Origin of the sequence: Klebsiella sp. HMSC16A12, from assembly GCF_001808265.1 — a bacterium.
Taxonomy (GTDB): domain Bacteria; phylum Pseudomonadota; class Gammaproteobacteria; order Enterobacterales; family Enterobacteriaceae; genus Klebsiella; species Klebsiella pneumoniae.
This window is the reverse complement of record NZ_KV792611.1, coordinates 24,055-39,031: the sequence shown is the minus strand read 5'-3', so window position 1 is coordinate 39,031 and position 14,977 is coordinate 24,055. Positions and strand designations below refer to the sequence as shown.

17 protein-coding genes are annotated in these 14,977 nt (G+C 56.6%); 7 read left to right on the top strand and 10 right to left on the bottom strand.

The window, feature by feature from the left end:
* The first annotated feature begins 99 nt into the window (after positions 1–99).
* A complete protein-coding gene (gene yciA / locus HMPREF3140_RS13405) occupies positions 100–498 on the top strand; it encodes an acyl-CoA thioester hydrolase YciA (protein ID WP_002901629.1) in 399 nt (132 codons plus the stop codon).
* A 29-nt stretch (positions 499–527) separates the two neighbouring features.
* Here yciA and HMPREF3140_RS13400 read toward each other — a convergent pair whose 3' ends face one another.
* Positions 528–1,064 carry a YniB family protein gene (locus tag HMPREF3140_RS13400; RefSeq protein ID WP_023279913.1) on the bottom strand — a complete coding sequence of 179 codons (537 nt, stop codon included), beginning with the start codon at positions 1,062–1,064 and terminating at the stop codon, positions 528–530.
* Between the two features lie 188 nt (positions 1,065–1,252).
* Between HMPREF3140_RS13400 and hxpB the strand changes: the two genes are divergently transcribed.
* From hxpB to HMPREF3140_RS13380, 4 genes are all read left to right on the top strand, one after another.
* Positions 1,253–1,921, top strand: coding sequence for a hexitol phosphatase HxpB (gene hxpB / locus HMPREF3140_RS13395; protein WP_004140335.1), 669 nt, complete (start codon positions 1,253–1,255; stop codon positions 1,919–1,921).
* 149 nt (positions 1,922–2,070) lie between these two features.
* Positions 2,071–2,832 (top strand): 2-dehydro-3-deoxy-D-gluconate 5-dehydrogenase KduD, encoded by a 762-nt coding sequence (gene kduD / locus HMPREF3140_RS13390; RefSeq protein ID WP_004176511.1) that lies wholly within the window; start codon positions 2,071–2,073, stop codon positions 2,830–2,832.
* Between the two features lie 91 nt (positions 2,833–2,923).
* Positions 2,924–3,514, top strand: a complete 591-nt coding sequence (locus HMPREF3140_RS13385) for a metal-dependent hydrolase (RefSeq protein WP_002901611.1) — start codon at positions 2,924–2,926, stop codon at positions 3,512–3,514.
* Between the two features lie 135 nt (positions 3,515–3,649).
* Entirely contained in the window at positions 3,650–5,041 is a 1,392-nt protein-coding gene (locus HMPREF3140_RS13380) for an L-cystine transporter (protein ID WP_004151918.1), read from the top strand.
* 59 nt (positions 5,042–5,100) lie between these two features.
* Here HMPREF3140_RS13380 and cedA read toward each other — a convergent pair whose 3' ends face one another.
* Positions 5,101–5,355 carry a cell division activator CedA gene (cedA, locus tag HMPREF3140_RS13375; RefSeq protein ID WP_008807754.1) on the bottom strand — a complete coding sequence of 85 codons (255 nt, stop codon included), beginning with the start codon at positions 5,353–5,355 and terminating at the stop codon, positions 5,101–5,103.
* A gap of 190 nt (positions 5,356–5,545) precedes the next feature.
* Here cedA and katE point away from each other — a divergent pair, with 190 nt between their 5' ends.
* Complete coding sequence (katE, locus tag HMPREF3140_RS13370; protein WP_002901554.1) at positions 5,546–7,804, top strand: catalase HPII; 2,259 nt, start codon at positions 5,546–5,548, stop codon at positions 7,802–7,804.
* Between the two features lie 57 nt (positions 7,805–7,861).
* Here katE and chbG read toward each other — a convergent pair whose 3' ends face one another.
* From chbG to osmE, 8 genes are all read right to left on the bottom strand, one after another.
* Positions 7,862–8,620 carry a chitin disaccharide deacetylase gene (chbG, locus tag HMPREF3140_RS13365; RefSeq protein WP_023279912.1) on the bottom strand — a complete coding sequence of 253 codons (759 nt, stop codon included), beginning with the start codon at positions 8,618–8,620 and terminating at the stop codon, positions 7,862–7,864.
* A gap of 12 nt (positions 8,621–8,632) precedes the next feature.
* On the bottom strand, positions 8,633–9,979 hold the full coding sequence (locus tag HMPREF3140_RS13360) for a 6-phospho-beta-glucosidase (RefSeq protein WP_004209901.1): 1,347 nt from the start codon (positions 9,977–9,979) through the stop codon (positions 8,633–8,635).
* Between the two features lie 110 nt (positions 9,980–10,089).
* Positions 10,090–10,914, bottom strand: coding sequence for a transcriptional regulator ChbR (chbR, locus tag HMPREF3140_RS13355; protein ID WP_002901552.1), 825 nt, complete (start codon positions 10,912–10,914; stop codon positions 10,090–10,092).
* Positions 10,915–10,941: 27 nt separating this feature from the next.
* The gene (gene chbA, locus HMPREF3140_RS13350; protein ID WP_004140356.1) at positions 10,942–11,289 is read right to left on the bottom strand and encodes a PTS N,N'-diacetylchitobiose transporter subunit IIA; all 348 of its coding nucleotides are present in this window, start codon (positions 11,287–11,289) and stop codon (positions 10,942–10,944) included.
* Positions 11,290–11,342: 53 nt separating this feature from the next.
* Entirely contained in the window at positions 11,343–12,701 is a 1,359-nt protein-coding gene (chbC, locus tag HMPREF3140_RS13345; protein WP_004148091.1) for a PTS N,N'-diacetylchitobiose transporter subunit IIC, read from the bottom strand.
* Between the two features lie 11 nt (positions 12,702–12,712).
* Positions 12,713–12,829 carry a hypothetical protein gene (locus HMPREF3140_RS28805; RefSeq protein WP_004217133.1) on the bottom strand — a complete coding sequence of 39 codons (117 nt, stop codon included), beginning with the start codon at positions 12,827–12,829 and terminating at the stop codon, positions 12,713–12,715.
* Positions 12,830–12,848: 19 nt separating this feature from the next.
* On the bottom strand, positions 12,849–13,169 hold the full coding sequence (chbB, locus tag HMPREF3140_RS13335) for a PTS N,N'-diacetylchitobiose transporter subunit IIB (RefSeq protein ID WP_002901547.1): 321 nt from the start codon (positions 13,167–13,169) through the stop codon (positions 12,849–12,851).
* Positions 13,170–13,447: 278 nt separating this feature from the next.
* Positions 13,448–13,786 (bottom strand): osmotically-inducible lipoprotein OsmE, encoded by a 339-nt coding sequence (osmE, locus tag HMPREF3140_RS13330; RefSeq protein ID WP_002901544.1) that lies wholly within the window; start codon positions 13,784–13,786, stop codon positions 13,448–13,450.
* Positions 13,787–14,068: 282 nt separating this feature from the next.
* Between osmE and nadE the strand changes: the two genes are divergently transcribed.
* Positions 14,069–14,896 carry an ammonia-dependent NAD(+) synthetase gene (gene nadE / locus HMPREF3140_RS13325; RefSeq protein WP_004151921.1) on the top strand — a complete coding sequence of 276 codons (828 nt, stop codon included), beginning with the start codon at positions 14,069–14,071 and terminating at the stop codon, positions 14,894–14,896.
* The last annotated feature ends 81 nt before the right edge of the window (positions 14,897–14,977 follow it).

Genomic DNA, 14,977 nt, shown 5'->3' with positions numbered 1-14,977 from the left:
ACCACCGCGCCCGCGCCAGCGGGCGTATTCCCCTATTCTCACTGCGCTATTTTCATAGTAGCATCCCGCTGATCGTCTTTGACCACAGCAGAGTAGAGCATGACAACAACAGATCTCGCCCCAAAGGGCGAAATGGTTTTACGCACCCTGGCAATGCCGGCGGATACCAATGCCAACGGGGATATTTTTGGCGGCTGGCTGATGTCGCAAATGGATATTGGCGGCGCCATTATGGCCAAAGAGATCGCCCAGGGTCGCGTGGTGACCGTGCGGGTGGATGGGATGACCTTTTTACGTCCGGTCGCCGTTGGCGACGTGGTGTGCTGCTACGCCCGCTGCGTGAAGCGCGGCAACACCTCGGTGACAATCAATATCGAAGTGTGGGTGAAAAAAGTCTCTTCAGAACCGATTGGCCAGCGCTACAAGGCGACGGAAGCGCTGTTTATCTACGTTGCCGTTGATAATCAGGGAAAACCACGTCCTCTGCCAGCGGAATAAGAAGGTGCCCGGCTTGCCGGGCACCTGACTTACAGAAAGCCCAGCAGCGAAAAGAAGAAGTAACCGATGACAATCACGATCACCGGCAGCACGTACAGTGGGAAATACTGCACCAGGATCGTATGGCGCGGTACCACAATGCGTTCAGCGAGCTGCTCGCGGGTTAACCCATCTGCGCCTTTAGCCTGTTCGAGGATCAGCTGATCCTCAATCCCCTCGCGAAGAAATTTCGCCTGCCGCGCCATTCGCGCGCCGGAAGCCTGCAGGGCCATGCCGACAAACACCAGAATGAAGATGATCCAGAAGCCGATGTTCAGGCTATGGTGAAAATCCGGCAGCGGCGAGTTGTACCAGAAAAAGTTCAGGAACGGCGTGTTAAAGCGCATCATCTCAATCATCACGTGCGCAAAATCCATCATTACCGCATCAATGCCGGGTTTCTTTTCACTGTGCTCATACATAAATTTGAACACAGAAATCAGCGTCGACAGCACGGCGGGAATAAAGATAACCCATCCTAAAATGCGTTTGATAACCGCTATGCGTCCAGCTTGTTGGTACGTCATGAGTTCCCCTTGTTAAAGACGCGTTGGTGGTTCGCCTGCTGCCTGTTGCGTGGCGCTGGCTTCCCTCGCTCCCCCGAGTATGTCGGGTATAAGTCTATCTGCCACGGCGAATTTCGCCCAATAATGCGCGGTATGATATACCATGATTGCCGATTCGTTTATCTGATTACGCAACAGGAGAAGGACATATGTCAGCGAAGCGCCGCATTGAGGCCGCGATATTTGATATGGACGGGTTGCTGATTGACTCGGAGCCGCTCTGGGATCAGGCGGAGGTCGAGGTCATGGAGAGCCTGGGAGTGGATACCCGTCGCCGCGATGAACTGCCCGACCTGCTCGGTCTGCGAATCGACCTGGTGGTGGATCTGTGGTACGCGCAGCAGCCGTGGCACGGCGTAGACCGGGCGGAAGCTACCGCGCGCATTATTCGTCGCGCCATTGAGCTGGTGGAAGCCTCACGCCCGCTGCTGCCGGGCGTACGCGAGGCAGTGGCCCTGTGTAAAGCTCAGGGCTTAAAGGTGGGCCTGGCCTCGGCCTCGCCGCTGATGATGCTGGAGAAAGTGCTCGATATGTTTGAACTGCGCGACCAGTTTGATGCTCTCGCCTCCGCGGAGCATTTACCCTGGAGCAAACCGCACCCGCAGGTCTACCTCAACTGCGCCGCTGCCCTGGGAGTCGACCCGCAGCGCTGCGTCGCGCTGGAGGATTCGGTCAACGGCATGATCGCCAGCAAAGCCGCGCGCATGCGGTCTATCGTGGTCCCGGAAGCGGAGAACAGCCGCGACCCGCGCTTTGCGCTGGCGGACGTCAAGCTTCCGTCACTGCTGGCACTCACTGCTGAGAACTTGCTCGGCTAAGACCGCTGGCGGGTGCAACAATCGCTGTCACGCCGCCAGCAACAAAATCAAAACATTGTTTCATTTTAATTGTAATTTTGTTTTCCTCCCTCTATGCTGGTCACAGGTGGCGTCATCGTACGCCAGTAGATCAGCTGACAGAGGTGAATATGGTACTGAACGCCTTCGACCTGACGGGTAAGGTCGCCATCGTGACCGGTTGCGATACCGGCCTGGGACAGGGAATGACGCTGGGCCTGGCGCAGGCCGGGTGCGATATCGTCGGCATCAACCGTAAAATTCCCCATGATACGGCCGCCCAGGTGCTGGCGCTGGGCCGCCGCTTTCACGCCATTCAGGCGGATCTCAGCCAAGAGAATGATATGAGCGGTCTGGTCGACCAGGCGGTGGCGGCGATGGGCCGGGTCGATATTCTGGTCAACAACGCCGGAATTATCCGCCGCCATGATGCCCTGACCTTCACGGAAAGCGACTGGGACGCGGTGATCGACCTGAATCTCAAAGCGGTTTTCTTTCTCAGCCAGGCGGTCGCCAGGCAGTTCATTCGCCAGGGGGAAGGCGGGAAAATCATTAACATCGCCTCGATGCTCTCGTTTCAGGGCGGGATCCGCGTCCCCTCCTACACCGCCTCGAAAAGCGGCGTGCTGGGTTTGACCCGTCTGCTGGCCAACGAATGGGCTGGCCAGGGTATCAACGTCAACGCCATAGCGCCCGGGTATATGGCCACCAATAACACCCAGGCGCTGCGCGAAGATGAAGAGCGTAACCAGGCGATCCTCGAGCGCATTCCCGCTGGTCGCTGGGGAGCGCCGAAAGACCTGCAGGGGCCGGTGGTGTTTCTCGCCTCATCAGCGGCCGACTATATTAACGGCTATACGCTGGCCGTCGATGGCGGATGGCTGGCGCGCTGAGAGTTTGTGACAAAGAGTTACACCGTCACCTCTTCCGTACACTGTATAAAAACCCTATACTGTATGAATCGACAGTTTAGGGTGTGTTATCATGACGGCGGAAGGCCATCTCTTCTTTTCAATCGCCTGCGCAGTATTTGCCAAAAACGCAGAGTTAACGCCGGTGCTGGCGCAGGGCGACTGGTGGCATATTGTGCCCTCGGCGGTATTGACCTGCCTGCTGCCGGACATCGATCACCCCAAGTCGTTTCTTGGCCAGCGGCTGAGCTGGATCTCAAAGCCCGTGGCGCGGGCCTTTGGCCACCGCGGCTTCACCCACAGCCTGCTGGCCGTCTTTGGCGCGCTGACGCTGTTCTATCTGAAAGTGCCTGACAGCTGGATTGTCCCGGCAGACGCTCTCCAGGGCCTGGTGCTGGGCTATCTCAGCCACATTCTCGCCGATATGCTCACCCCCGCCGGTGTGCCGCTGCTGTGGCCCTGTCGCTGGCGCTTTCGGCTGCCGATCCTTGCGCCGCGCAAGGGCAATCAGCTCGAACGCGCCTTGTGTATGGCACTGTTCGTCTATGCCGTCTGGATGCCGCAGACGCTGGCGGATAACAGCGCGATACGCTGGTCATCCGGGGTGATCAATTCCCTGCAGATCACCTTCAATCGCTTTATAAGTCACCAGAGTGGGCGATAAAGCGGCGGAAAACGCCATTTGGTTATAACCCATTCCATTTGAATATAAGTCCTTGATAACGCCTTCTGCTAACCTTGCCGTCATAAGAGCTGGTTATCCACCAGCCCAGGTTATAAAAATATCAGGAGAACGGGGATGAACTTTCCATTAATAGCGAACGTAGTCGTGTTCGCCGTATTACTGTTTGCGCTGGGGCAAACACGCCATAAACAGTGGAGCCTGGCCAGAAAAGTGCTGGTCGGTCTGGCGACTGGCGTGGTATTTGGTCTGGCGCTGCAGCTGATCTACGGGTCTGACAGCCAGGTGCTGAAGGATTCCATCCAGTGGTTCAATATCGTCGGCAACGGTTACGTCCAGCTGCTGCAAATGATTGTTATGCCGCTGGTCTTCGCCTCCATCCTTAGCGCGGTGGCCCGCCTGCACAATGCCTCGCAGCTGGGGAAAATTAGCTTCCTGAGCATCGGTACTCTGTTGTTCACCACCCTGATCGCCGCCCTGGTTGGCGTGCTGGTGACCAATATGTTCGGCCTCACCGCCGAGGGTCTGGTCCAGGGCAGCGCGGAGACCGCCCGTCTGAACGCCATCCAGAGCAACTATGTGGGGAAAGTAGCGGATCTCAGCGTCCCGCAGCTGATCCTTTCCTTCGTGCCGAAGAACCCGTTTGCTGACCTGACCGGGGCTAACCCAACCTCCATCATCAGCATCGTCATTTTCTCGGCGTTCCTCGGCGTCGCAGCGCTTAAGTTGCTGAAAGAGGATGTGGAAAAAGGCCAGCGCGTGCTGACCGCGATCGATACCCTGCAGGGCTGGGTAATGAAGCTGGTTCGTCTGGTCATGCAGCTGACCCCTTACGGTGTGCTGGCCCTGATGACCAAAGTGGTTGCCGGGTCGAATTTGCAGGACATCATCAAGCTTGGCGGCTTCGTGGTAGCCTCGTACATTGCGCTGGGTATTATGTTTGTCGTCCACGGCCTGCTGCTGGCGATTAACGGCGTCAGCCCGCTGAAGTACTTCCGTAAAGTCTGGCCGGTGATCACCTTCGCCTTTACCAGCCGCTCCAGCGCCGCCTCCATTCCGCTGAACGTTGAGGCGCAAACCCGTCGTCTCGGCGTACCGGAGTCGATTGCCAGCTTCTCCGCCTCCTTTGGTGCCACCATCGGCCAGAACGGCTGCGCCGGTATCTATCCGGCAATGTTGGCGGTGATGGTCGCGCCGACCGTGGGCATCAACCCGCTGGATCCGATGTGGATTGCCACCCTCGTGGGCATCGTCACCGTCAGCTCGGCGGGCGTCGCCGGGGTGGGCGGCGGCGCGACCTTCGCCGCGCTGATCGTCCTGCCGGCGATGGGCCTGCCGGTGACCCTGGTAGCCCTGCTCATCTCCGTCGAACCGCTGATCGATATGGGGCGTACCGCGCTGAACGTTAACGGCTCAATGACCGCCGGGACGCTGACCAGCCAGTGGCTGCGCCAGACCGACAAGTCGATCTTCGATAGCGAGGAAGAAGCCGAACTGGCGCATCGCTAAACGGCAAGCACAAAAAAAACCGCTGATCATTCAGCGGTTTTTTTATTTCTGCAGCCGACTCAGGCTTCAATCTCACCTTCCTGACGCACCTGGTTAGCCCAGCGCTGCGCCGACTCCGGCACGCTGAATGCCGGTGAGCGACGGAAATGCTCCCCCATCAGCAGAAAAGCGACATACTTCCCGCGCAAAATCCAGACATCGCGAAAATGGTCCATTTTCACGGCATGTTCCGGGGGCGCAGGCTCCACGCGCGGCACGTAGCTAATGACAGGGCGATTTTGTTGGCGCAATGGTTTCATAACAAATGGATTCACTAAACATAGCGGGAAACAGAAACCTCTATCATAGCCGATTGTGGCCCCGTTCGTCGCCCCTTCGCCGCCGATGCGCATTTTAGGATAACTCCCTGCCCCCTCGCCGGGCGCAGACAGCGTAATGTTCTATAGTTAGAAGGGTTTTGGTCTATCAACGACCACTTTTAGCAATGAAAGCAGGAGACGAGTAATGTCTGATAAGCACCCGAACCCTCACCAACAGCAGGCACCGGTCCACGACAGCGAGGAAGCGCAGCCGGGTCTCGATTCGCTGGCGCCGGACGATCGGGAGTGGCGCCCCACGCCGAAACCTACCGCTCCGGGCGTCGAACCCACCGCCCCAGGCAGCCTGAAAGCGCCCGATACTCATAACAGCAAACTGGATTCCCTGGAGGCGCAACGCAAAGGGGGGGAAGATTTTCCGCTGACCACCAACCAGGGCGTGCGCATTGCTGACGATCAGAATTCGCTGCGCGCCGGTAGCCGCGGCCCAACGCTGCTGGAAGATTTTATCCTGCGGGAGAAGATCACCCACTTTGACCACGAGCGTATTCCGGAGCGTATCGTTCATGCCCGCGGCTCTGCCGCCCACGGCTACTTCCAGCCCTACAAAAGCCTGGCTGCGTTGACTAAAGCCGATTTTCTTTCGTCAGCCGATAAAATCACCCCGGTGTTTGTACGCTTTTCCACCGTGCAGGGCGGCGCGGGGTCGGCGGACACCGTCCGCGATATTCGCGGCTTCGCTACCAAGTTTTACACTGACGAAGGGATTTTTGACCTGGTGGGCAACAACACACCGGTCTTCTTCATCCAGGACGCGATGAAGTTCCCCGACTTTGTCCACGCCGTGAAGCCTGAACCCCACTGGGCCATCCCACAGGGGCAGAGCGCCCACGATACTTTCTGGGACTATGTTTCCCTGCAGCCGGAAACGCTGCACAACGTGATGTGGGCGATGTCGGATCGCGGCATCCCGCGCAGCTATCGCACCATGGAAGGCTTCGGGATCCATACCTTCCGTCTGATTAATGCCGAGGGCAAAGCCACCTTCGTTCGCTTTCACTGGAAACCGGTCGCCGGCAAGGCGTCGCTGGTGTGGGATGAAGCGCAGAAGCTGACCGGCCGCGACCCCGATTTTCATCGCCGCGATCTATGGGAGGCCATCGAAGCCGGGGACTACCCGGAATTTGAGCTTGGCCTGCAATTGATCCCCGAAGAGAATGAATTTGCTTTTGACTTCGACCTGCTCGATCCCACCAAGCTGATCCCCGAGGCGCTGGTGCCGGTGCAGCGGGTTGGCAGAATGGTCCTCAACCGCAACCCGGATAACTTCTTTGCCGAAAATGAACAGGCGGCCTTCCATCCCGGACATATCGTCCCGGGCATTGATTTCAGCAACGATCCGCTGCTGCAGGGGCGTCTCTTCTCTTACACCGATACGCAAATTAGCCGCCTGGGTGGGCCGAACTTCCATGAAATCCCCATCAACCGTCCGACCTGCCCGTATCATAATTTCCAGCGTGACGGGATGCACCGGATGGACATTGACACCAATCCGGCCAACTACGAGCCCAACTCGATTAACGACAACTGGCCGCGCGAGACGCCGCCTGCCGCCAAACGCGGTGGCTTTGAGTCCCTCGCCGAGCGCGTCGACGGCGAAAAAATCCGCCAGCGCAGCCCTTCGTTCGGCGAATATTACGCCCAGCCGCGTCTGTTCTGGCTGAGCCAGACGCCGATTGAACAGCAGCATATTATCGATGGTTTCAGCTTCGAACTCAGCAAAGTGGTCCGCACCTGGATCCGCGAGCGGGTGGTCGATCATCTGGCCCACATTGATACTAAGCTTGCGGAAGCGGTTGGGGCGAACTTAGGCATCGAACTGAGCGACGATCAGCGCAACATTACCCTGCCCGCCCCGGTCAATGGCGTGGAGAAAGACCCCAGCCTCAGCCTCTACGCCGACGCCGAAGGCGATGTGAAAGGTCGCGTGGTGGCAGTCCTGCTCAACGAACGCACCTCAGCGCAGGATCTGGTTCAGCTCCTGCAGGCGCTGCAGGCCCAGGGCGTGCACAGCAAGCTGCTCTACTCGCGAATGGGCGAAGTCATTGCCGACGATGGTTCTCCGCTGCCGATCGCCGGCACCTTCGCCGGCTCCCCGTCGCTGACGGTGGATGCGGTGGTGGTGCCCGGCGGCGACCTCAGCGCCCTGAGTCAGAGCGGTGACGCGCGCTATTACCTGCTGGAAGCCTATAAACATCTGAAGCCGATCCTGCTGGCAGGGGATGCGCGGCAGCTGACGTCCGTTCTGCATGTTCCGACCCAGGGTGAAGAGGGGGTCATCGTCACCGATGCGCTCGACACGCCAGCGGCGGACAAACTGCTCGCCCTGATGACGGCCCACCGCGTGTGGTCGAGAAGCCCGAAAATCGCCGCTATTCCGGCGTAGTAAAAAGCCCGGCACGCTGTGCCGGGCTTGATTCACTTTCCCTTTCCCCCGTCGGGCTTACACGTCGCGGTAGGTTCCCAGACGATAACCCCGCTCGGCCACCGCCGCTTTCAGCGAGGCAGATGTCAGCACATCAAGCTCATCCAGTCGCGGATAGCAGTAGGCGCTGCCCATAATGATCCGATCGACATAAGCCGGATGACACATCACCTCCAGGGAGCGCTCCCCGCGGGCGATGGAGGCATCCAGCGTCTGCAGAAACAGTTCCTCAGAGACCGCTTCGCCGTAAAACTCGCTGCTGAAGCCGGCGCTGCTGCGCGCCGCCTGCTGGTCGAGCCCACTCTGCGCCGCCACCTGGCGGTCAATGCGTAACGCAATGCCCTTCTCGCGGGCAAAGGCCGCGACGATGGGATAAATCTGGGCGAACATATGCACATGGTGATGGCTGTCGATATGCGTCGGCTCATGGCCGAAGAGTTCGACAAAACGACGGTACTGACACGCCAGCTCGTGGGCGATCTCTTCCAGCGGCAGGCTATCTTCTTCCGCCTGCTGCCAGATCCATTTGCCCAGCCGGCCATCGCGGGTTAATCCCGGCATGGCCGACAGCGGCTCGCCCAGCGTCAGCACAAAGTGCATACCGACCGCCAGCTCCGGAGTACTGCGGCTCAGCTGGGCGGCGTGGTCAATGGCCGCGCCGTTGACCAGCGCGGTGGTCGATGTCACCACGCCGTTGCGACAGGCCTCGATAATGCCGTAGTTCTGCCCTTTACTGAGGCCGAAGTCGTCGGCATTGACGATCAATACGCGTTCCATTTGCTACTCCCGTTACGATTTTAGTTTTTCGATCGTCGCCGCAAAGTTCGGCAGCCATTTTTCATGCGCCAGAATCATCTCCCGCGCCAGCTGTTCGGCGTCACGATCGGAATGGATCAGCGGGCTTAAGTTCAGCGCCAACAGGACATCGTTCAGCTCACCGCTGATCGCCGCCTGGCTGGCCGCCACTTCGAACCCCTTGATGGTGTAGATAAGCCCTAACACCTTCTCATCGAAATGAGTAATGCGCGGCGTCGGCTTCGCGCCGTCGCGGCCTAAGGTGCAGCTCATCTCTACCGCCCAGTCCGCCGGGATATTATCGACATGACCATGATGCGGGATATTCACATAGTGCTCAGTCTGCTTGTCGTTATAGATGGCATTGATTACTTCGCAAGCGGCATCAGAGTAATAGGCCCCGCCGCGCTGCTCCAGCTCCTTCGGCTTAACGTTAAGATCCGGGTTTTTATACAGCTCGAACAGCTGTTTCTCCACCTTCTGCACCACCTGGGCGCGCGCACCGCCTTTGTAGTACTCGCCCATCTCAATCGCCAGCATCTCTTTTGGCTTAAAGTAGTAGAGCAGGTAAGAGCATGGGATCAGGCGCAGGGAGCGGATCAGCCCTTCGCTAAACGGCAGGTCGAAGATGTTTTTCACCGAGTTCGCGGTCAGACGGCCGGAGGCCACGCCGTCCAGCAGCTCATCGAAGCGCGAGACACCGTTAACCAGCACGTCGCGGACGAACACCAGGTGGTTCAGACCAAACAGGTCGATATTCAGCTCATCGCTCGGGCTCAGCTGCAGCACGTCGGTGATGAACATCTTCATGCCGATAGGAATGTTGCACACGCCGATAAAGCGTTTGAAATTGGTGTGGCGATAGACCGCCTCGGTGACCATGCCCGCCGGGTTGGTGAAGTTGATGATCCATGCGTCGGGGCAAATTTCCTGCACATCTTTCACGATATCGAAAATCACCGGGATGGTGCGCAGTCCTTTAAACAACCCGCCCGCCCCGTTGGTCTCCTGGCCCAGGTAGCCGTGACTCAGCGGGATGCGCTCATCTTTTTCACGCGCCTTCAGCTGGCCCACGCGCAGCTGGGTGGTGACGAAATCTGCGCCCTGCAGCGCTGCGCGGCGATCCAGCGTTTTATAGACTTTCATCGGCACGCCGGCTTTTTCCACCATCCGCTCGCACAGCGCGTGGATAATATCGAGCTTCTCCTGTCCCTCTTCGACGTCTACCAACCACAGTTCGCTTACCGGCAGTTCATGATAACGTTTCAGAAATCCTTCCAGTAATTCCGGGGTATAGCTGCTGCCGCCGCCAATAGTGACTACTTTTAATTTCTGGCTCATCTTTTTCTCCCTTAGGCGCTGCGCCTGGACGCAGGCCGCTCTCCGCAACAATGCGGACAGTTAACTTGAATGATTTTCGGTATAAACCTGGCGGCGAACGCCGCGCGGGTTTAATTAATACTGGTCAAATGTTTGCGATAACTGCTCGGCGTAAACGACGTCAGTTTTTTAAAGGTTTTAATAAACAGGCTCGGGCTGCTGTACCCTGATTCATACGCAATATCCGTCACCGAATAATTGGTAATTTCCAGCTGTTTTTTGGCAAAGTTGATACGGATATCATTAATTATCTGCATCGGCGTTTTACCATAATAGCGCTGGGTCGCCCGGGTTAAATATTCCTGCGTTTTTCCGGATAAGCGAACCATATTTTCGAGAGCGCCTTCACCGAATTTCAGCTTATCATGCATGGCTTCCACGGTATTTTTTAACCATTGCGGCGTCACGTCGGCAACCGGCTCTTCACGATAGTGACGTAAACGGTTAATGACATAAAAGGAGACCAGCTCGATAAATTCGTCAAATTCCGTTTCGCGAAAATTGAGTGAGGCGATGACCGACTCAACGTAGCCGAGAAAAGCGCTCTGCACGGCGTAGACTTGCGAAGCCACCAGACCAAACGGCAGCAGCGGCAGGTAGTGTTTCTCAAAGAAGCGTCTGCTGATGCCGACGTTAAGGATGCGCGTCGCCCCGAACTCGTAAAAGCTCTGGTGGTGCGAGCCCATCGGGATAAAGACGAAATCCCCGCGCTCCAGCAGCACCCGTTTGCCATTGATCTCCTGGTAATAGCGCCCGGTTAACACCACGGTAAATTCGTAGTAATCATGCTGGTGAAGCCCGCTCACGCTTTCCGTTTTGTTATAGATGACCACATGAAAGTTCTTCCCGTTGAACAGCTGTTGTTCTCTGGCGGTACTGATCTCGGTGGTCATCATTCTGGGCTGCCTCATCGTCGCGATGGCCTATTGTACCTTCTCGTGCAGCTCAATCAATTCGGCCACCAGCTCACGAGCCAGCATGGAGGTCATCAGATGGTCCTGGGCATGCACCAGCACCAGGCTGACCTTCATTTTCCCTTCGCCCTCGTCGCTTTCGATAAGCTGGGTCTGCACGCGATGCGCCTCGCTCAGCGCCTGGCGCGACTGCTCCATCATCGCTTTCGCTGCGGCAAAGTCGCCCTGCTTCGCCTGCTTCAGCGCGCCATAGGCCAGGCTACGGGCTTGTCCGGAGTTGATAATCAGCCCCATCACTACCTCTTCGAGGTCATTTTCCGGGGTCTCTACCGCGTCGATGTTGTCCAGATCAAACATAATATTTCCCTCATTTATCAGGCGGTACGGGACGCTGCCCGTACCGCGCGGTATCAGAATTTCAGTGCGTTAGCGATGTCTTCTTCGCTCTCTTCCTGCTCGATAACGGTCTGCGCTTTATTCGACAGCACCACAAACGGCAGGTAGACCAGGGTAGCGACGCCAAGGTTGAACAGGGCCACCAGCAGGGCGGCAACGCTGCCGTTACTGTTAAAGAACGCTCCCAAACCGGTCGGCATAGTCCACGGCGCCAGGTTGGTCACCGGTGGGATAATCCCCAGGCTGTAGGCCGCCAGCGTAATGGCCGCCAGAATCGGCTGAACCAGCACGAACGGGATGAACATCACCGGGTTCATGATGATCGGCAGACCAAACAGAATCGGTTCGTTAATCTGGAAGATGCCTGACGGCAGCGCCAGCTTGGCAACCTGACGATGGTCAGCGCGGCGAGAAGCGATAAAGATGGCGATAATCAGACCCAGCGTCGCCCCGGAGCCACCCAGCAGGATGTAGGAGTCGAGCATCGGTTTAGCCCAGAAGTGGAACTGTTTGCCCGCTTCGATGGCCGCATCAACAGAGCCGTACTGGTTGTACAGCGCGATGTTTTCCAGCGCCCACGGCGTCATGATGCCGTTATCCAGGGCGGTAAGCGCCAGAGAACCGTGCACACCGAAGAACCACAGCAGAGAGTTAAAGATAACGTATGCCCAGCCAACCACGCTGCCCATCGCCGCCAGCGGCGTCGAGATAGAGTCCATGATGATCTGGTGGAAGTTGCTGCCATAGCTCGCCAGGGCCCACGAGATAATGCCGAAGATGGAGAGGATCAAGAAGCCCGGGATCAGCGCTGAGAAAGAGCGTGATACCGACCCCGGCACGCTGTCCGGCAGTCTAATCACCCAGTTGCGACGGATCACGAAGGTGAACAGTTCCGCAACGACCAGACCGATAATCATCCCGGAGATGATGTTCTGCCCGCCCAACCAGTTGGCGCCCACCGCATAGGCTTCGCCCACGCTATACGGGGTCACGGTCATGAAGGCCGCCACCGCCAGCAGGCCAGCTGCCATCGGGTCAACTTTGCGCTCTTCCGCCAGCGCGGAGCCGATAAAGAACGGCGCCATTAGCGACATAATCCCGAGGGTGCCGTTATAGACGTTTCCGCCGATAGCCTTAAAGCCGTTTAAGGTTTCAATGGTGGAGGCATCCAGGCGAATGCCCATGGAATAAAAGAAAGAGCCTTCGCCGAAGCTCAGAAAAACGTTGTTAATTAACACAAACATGGCCCCGGCGAGGGTCAACGGCATTAATTTAATAAATCCATTTTTTATTGCATTAATATGCGGCTGCTTTCCTATTTTCACTGCAAAAGGAAGGAGTACCTTTTCAAGCGAATCGATCACTTTACTCATAGTCAATACCCTTAAAAGCCGCAATAAACTATTACGGCGATGATGTATGAAATTACTCTTTGACGGGAAAATAAACTCATTATTTTTTGACGTCCGGCAACAGTCAGCCGCCAGGCGTCAAAATACATCGAGTTTTAAAAGTTAAAATTATTGTGCTGCAGCTTTCTTAATAGCCGCGACGGCGGCTTTCAATACCCCTAAACCATCAACTTTGCCATAGAGAAGGGAGTCGATAACTTCAACCGGTTTATTCGGCAGCAGGCGCTGAATTTCCGGTAACATATACGCAATTTGTGGCCCTAATAATACTACGTCGGCTTCCGGCCCTTTTTCGCCCGCGAGGGTTTCGGGATAGGCTTCAATAATGACCGGGACTTCATATTTTTCCGCCTGCGCCCGCATTTTGGAGACCAGCAGTGACGTGGACATGCCTGCCGAGCAGAAGAGATAAATGTGTTTCTTTTCCATGAACGCTTCCTCAATGTGTGAGACCAGGGCCTTCAGTAACCGCTGAGAGCCGGTAAGACTGGTAACATCCGGTTAATTCTGTTTATGAGTTGAGTATACGGCAAGCTGAGCCGCCAGGATAATTCGCTGTTGAACAGAATTGTCTCTCATTGACCTCCGGTTTTGACTACCCTCACATTTTCATCCAAATAATTCGCGCAATTAAATAAGCATCATGACTCACAAAAAAGCCCGACCAGTGGTCGGGCTTACGTAGAAGTCAGTAAACAGTAGGAAGCTTACCTGGCGTTGCGCGGGTCGGTATCATACTCGGCGCAGGTCTGGTAGCCGGAGTTCATGACGTGACCCGTTTCGTCGAGGGCCACAAAGTAGGTTTCAACTTTACCATCTCGTTGACCGAGGATATAGGTCTGGCAGGTGCCGCGGGCATGGACCATGGTGACTTCCGTTGAAGGTTTGCCGGCGATCTGCATCACCTGCTGACGCGACATCCCTTTCTTCACATCTTTCACCACCGGCTGGGTAAACTGGTCTTTGGTACGATCGTAAGCGGTACAGCCCGCCAGTAAGGTTAACGCGACGGTGACGCCCAGTATTCCTGCTAAGCTTTTGTTCATTTTGGTTCCTCTTTTCTACTGTGTAACGATAAGCCTGGAATAAATAGTGTTATTTTTCAAGCCGAACAGCGAAATCATGTCAGGTTATGTTATTGCGTAAACAGGATTGTTCTGCCGACGTCGGATGGCGGCGCAATGCGCGGTACAGCATCTATAATGAAAACCTATGTCATTGATTGCCTTCTTTTCCGGCAGTCAAAACCCCGGTCCTTGTCGTTTCAGCGGCAAAGAGGTAGCTTTAAGCCAACAGCTTGCCAAACAGATTCACTTTCGGAGGGCGCGATGACGCTACAACAAGAGATTATTCAGGCGCTGGGCGCAAAGCCGCAGATTGATGTCGCAGGCGAGATCCGCCGCAGCGTCGATTTCCTGAAGTCATACCTGCAGACCTACCCGTTTATTAAATCGCTGGTGCTGGGTATCAGCGGCGGTCAGGACTCCACCCTGACGGGAAAACTGTGCCAGATAGCGATTAACGAACTGCGTGCCGAAACCGGCGACAGTAGCCTGCAGTTTATCGCCGTCCGTTTACCCTATGGCGTGCAGGCTGATGAGCAGGACTGCCAGGACGCCATCGCATTTATCCAGCCTGACCGGGTGTTGACAGTCAATATTAAAGCTGCGGTGCTGGCCAGCGAACAGGCGCTGCGCGAAGCAGGCATCGAACTAAGCGACTTCGTTCGCGGAAATGAAAAAGCCCGTGAGCGAATGAAGGCCCAGTACAGCATCGCCGGAATGACCAAAGGAGTTGTGGTCGGTACCGACCATGCGGCGGAAGCGATTACCGGCTTTTTCACCAAATATGGCGACGGCGGCACCGACATCAACCCAATTTTCCGCCTGAACAAACGTCAGGGCAAACAGCTGCTGGCCCATCTCGGCTGCCCGGAACATCTGTATAAGAAGCTGCCCACCGCCGACCTGGAAGACGATCGCCCCTCCCTGCCGGATGAAGTGGCCCTGGGTGTCACCTACGAGAACATCGACGATTATCTGGAAGGCAAAACGCTGGACCCGAGCATCGCCAAAACGATCGAGGGCTGGTATCTGAAAACCGAACACAAGCGTCGGCCGCCGATCACCGTCTTTGACGATTTCTGGAAAAAATAGTCTCTCCCCCCGCCCCGGCCTGCGCCGGGGTTATTTTTTGCCCTTTTCGCCGCAAAAATGGCCTGCTATACTGGATGGATA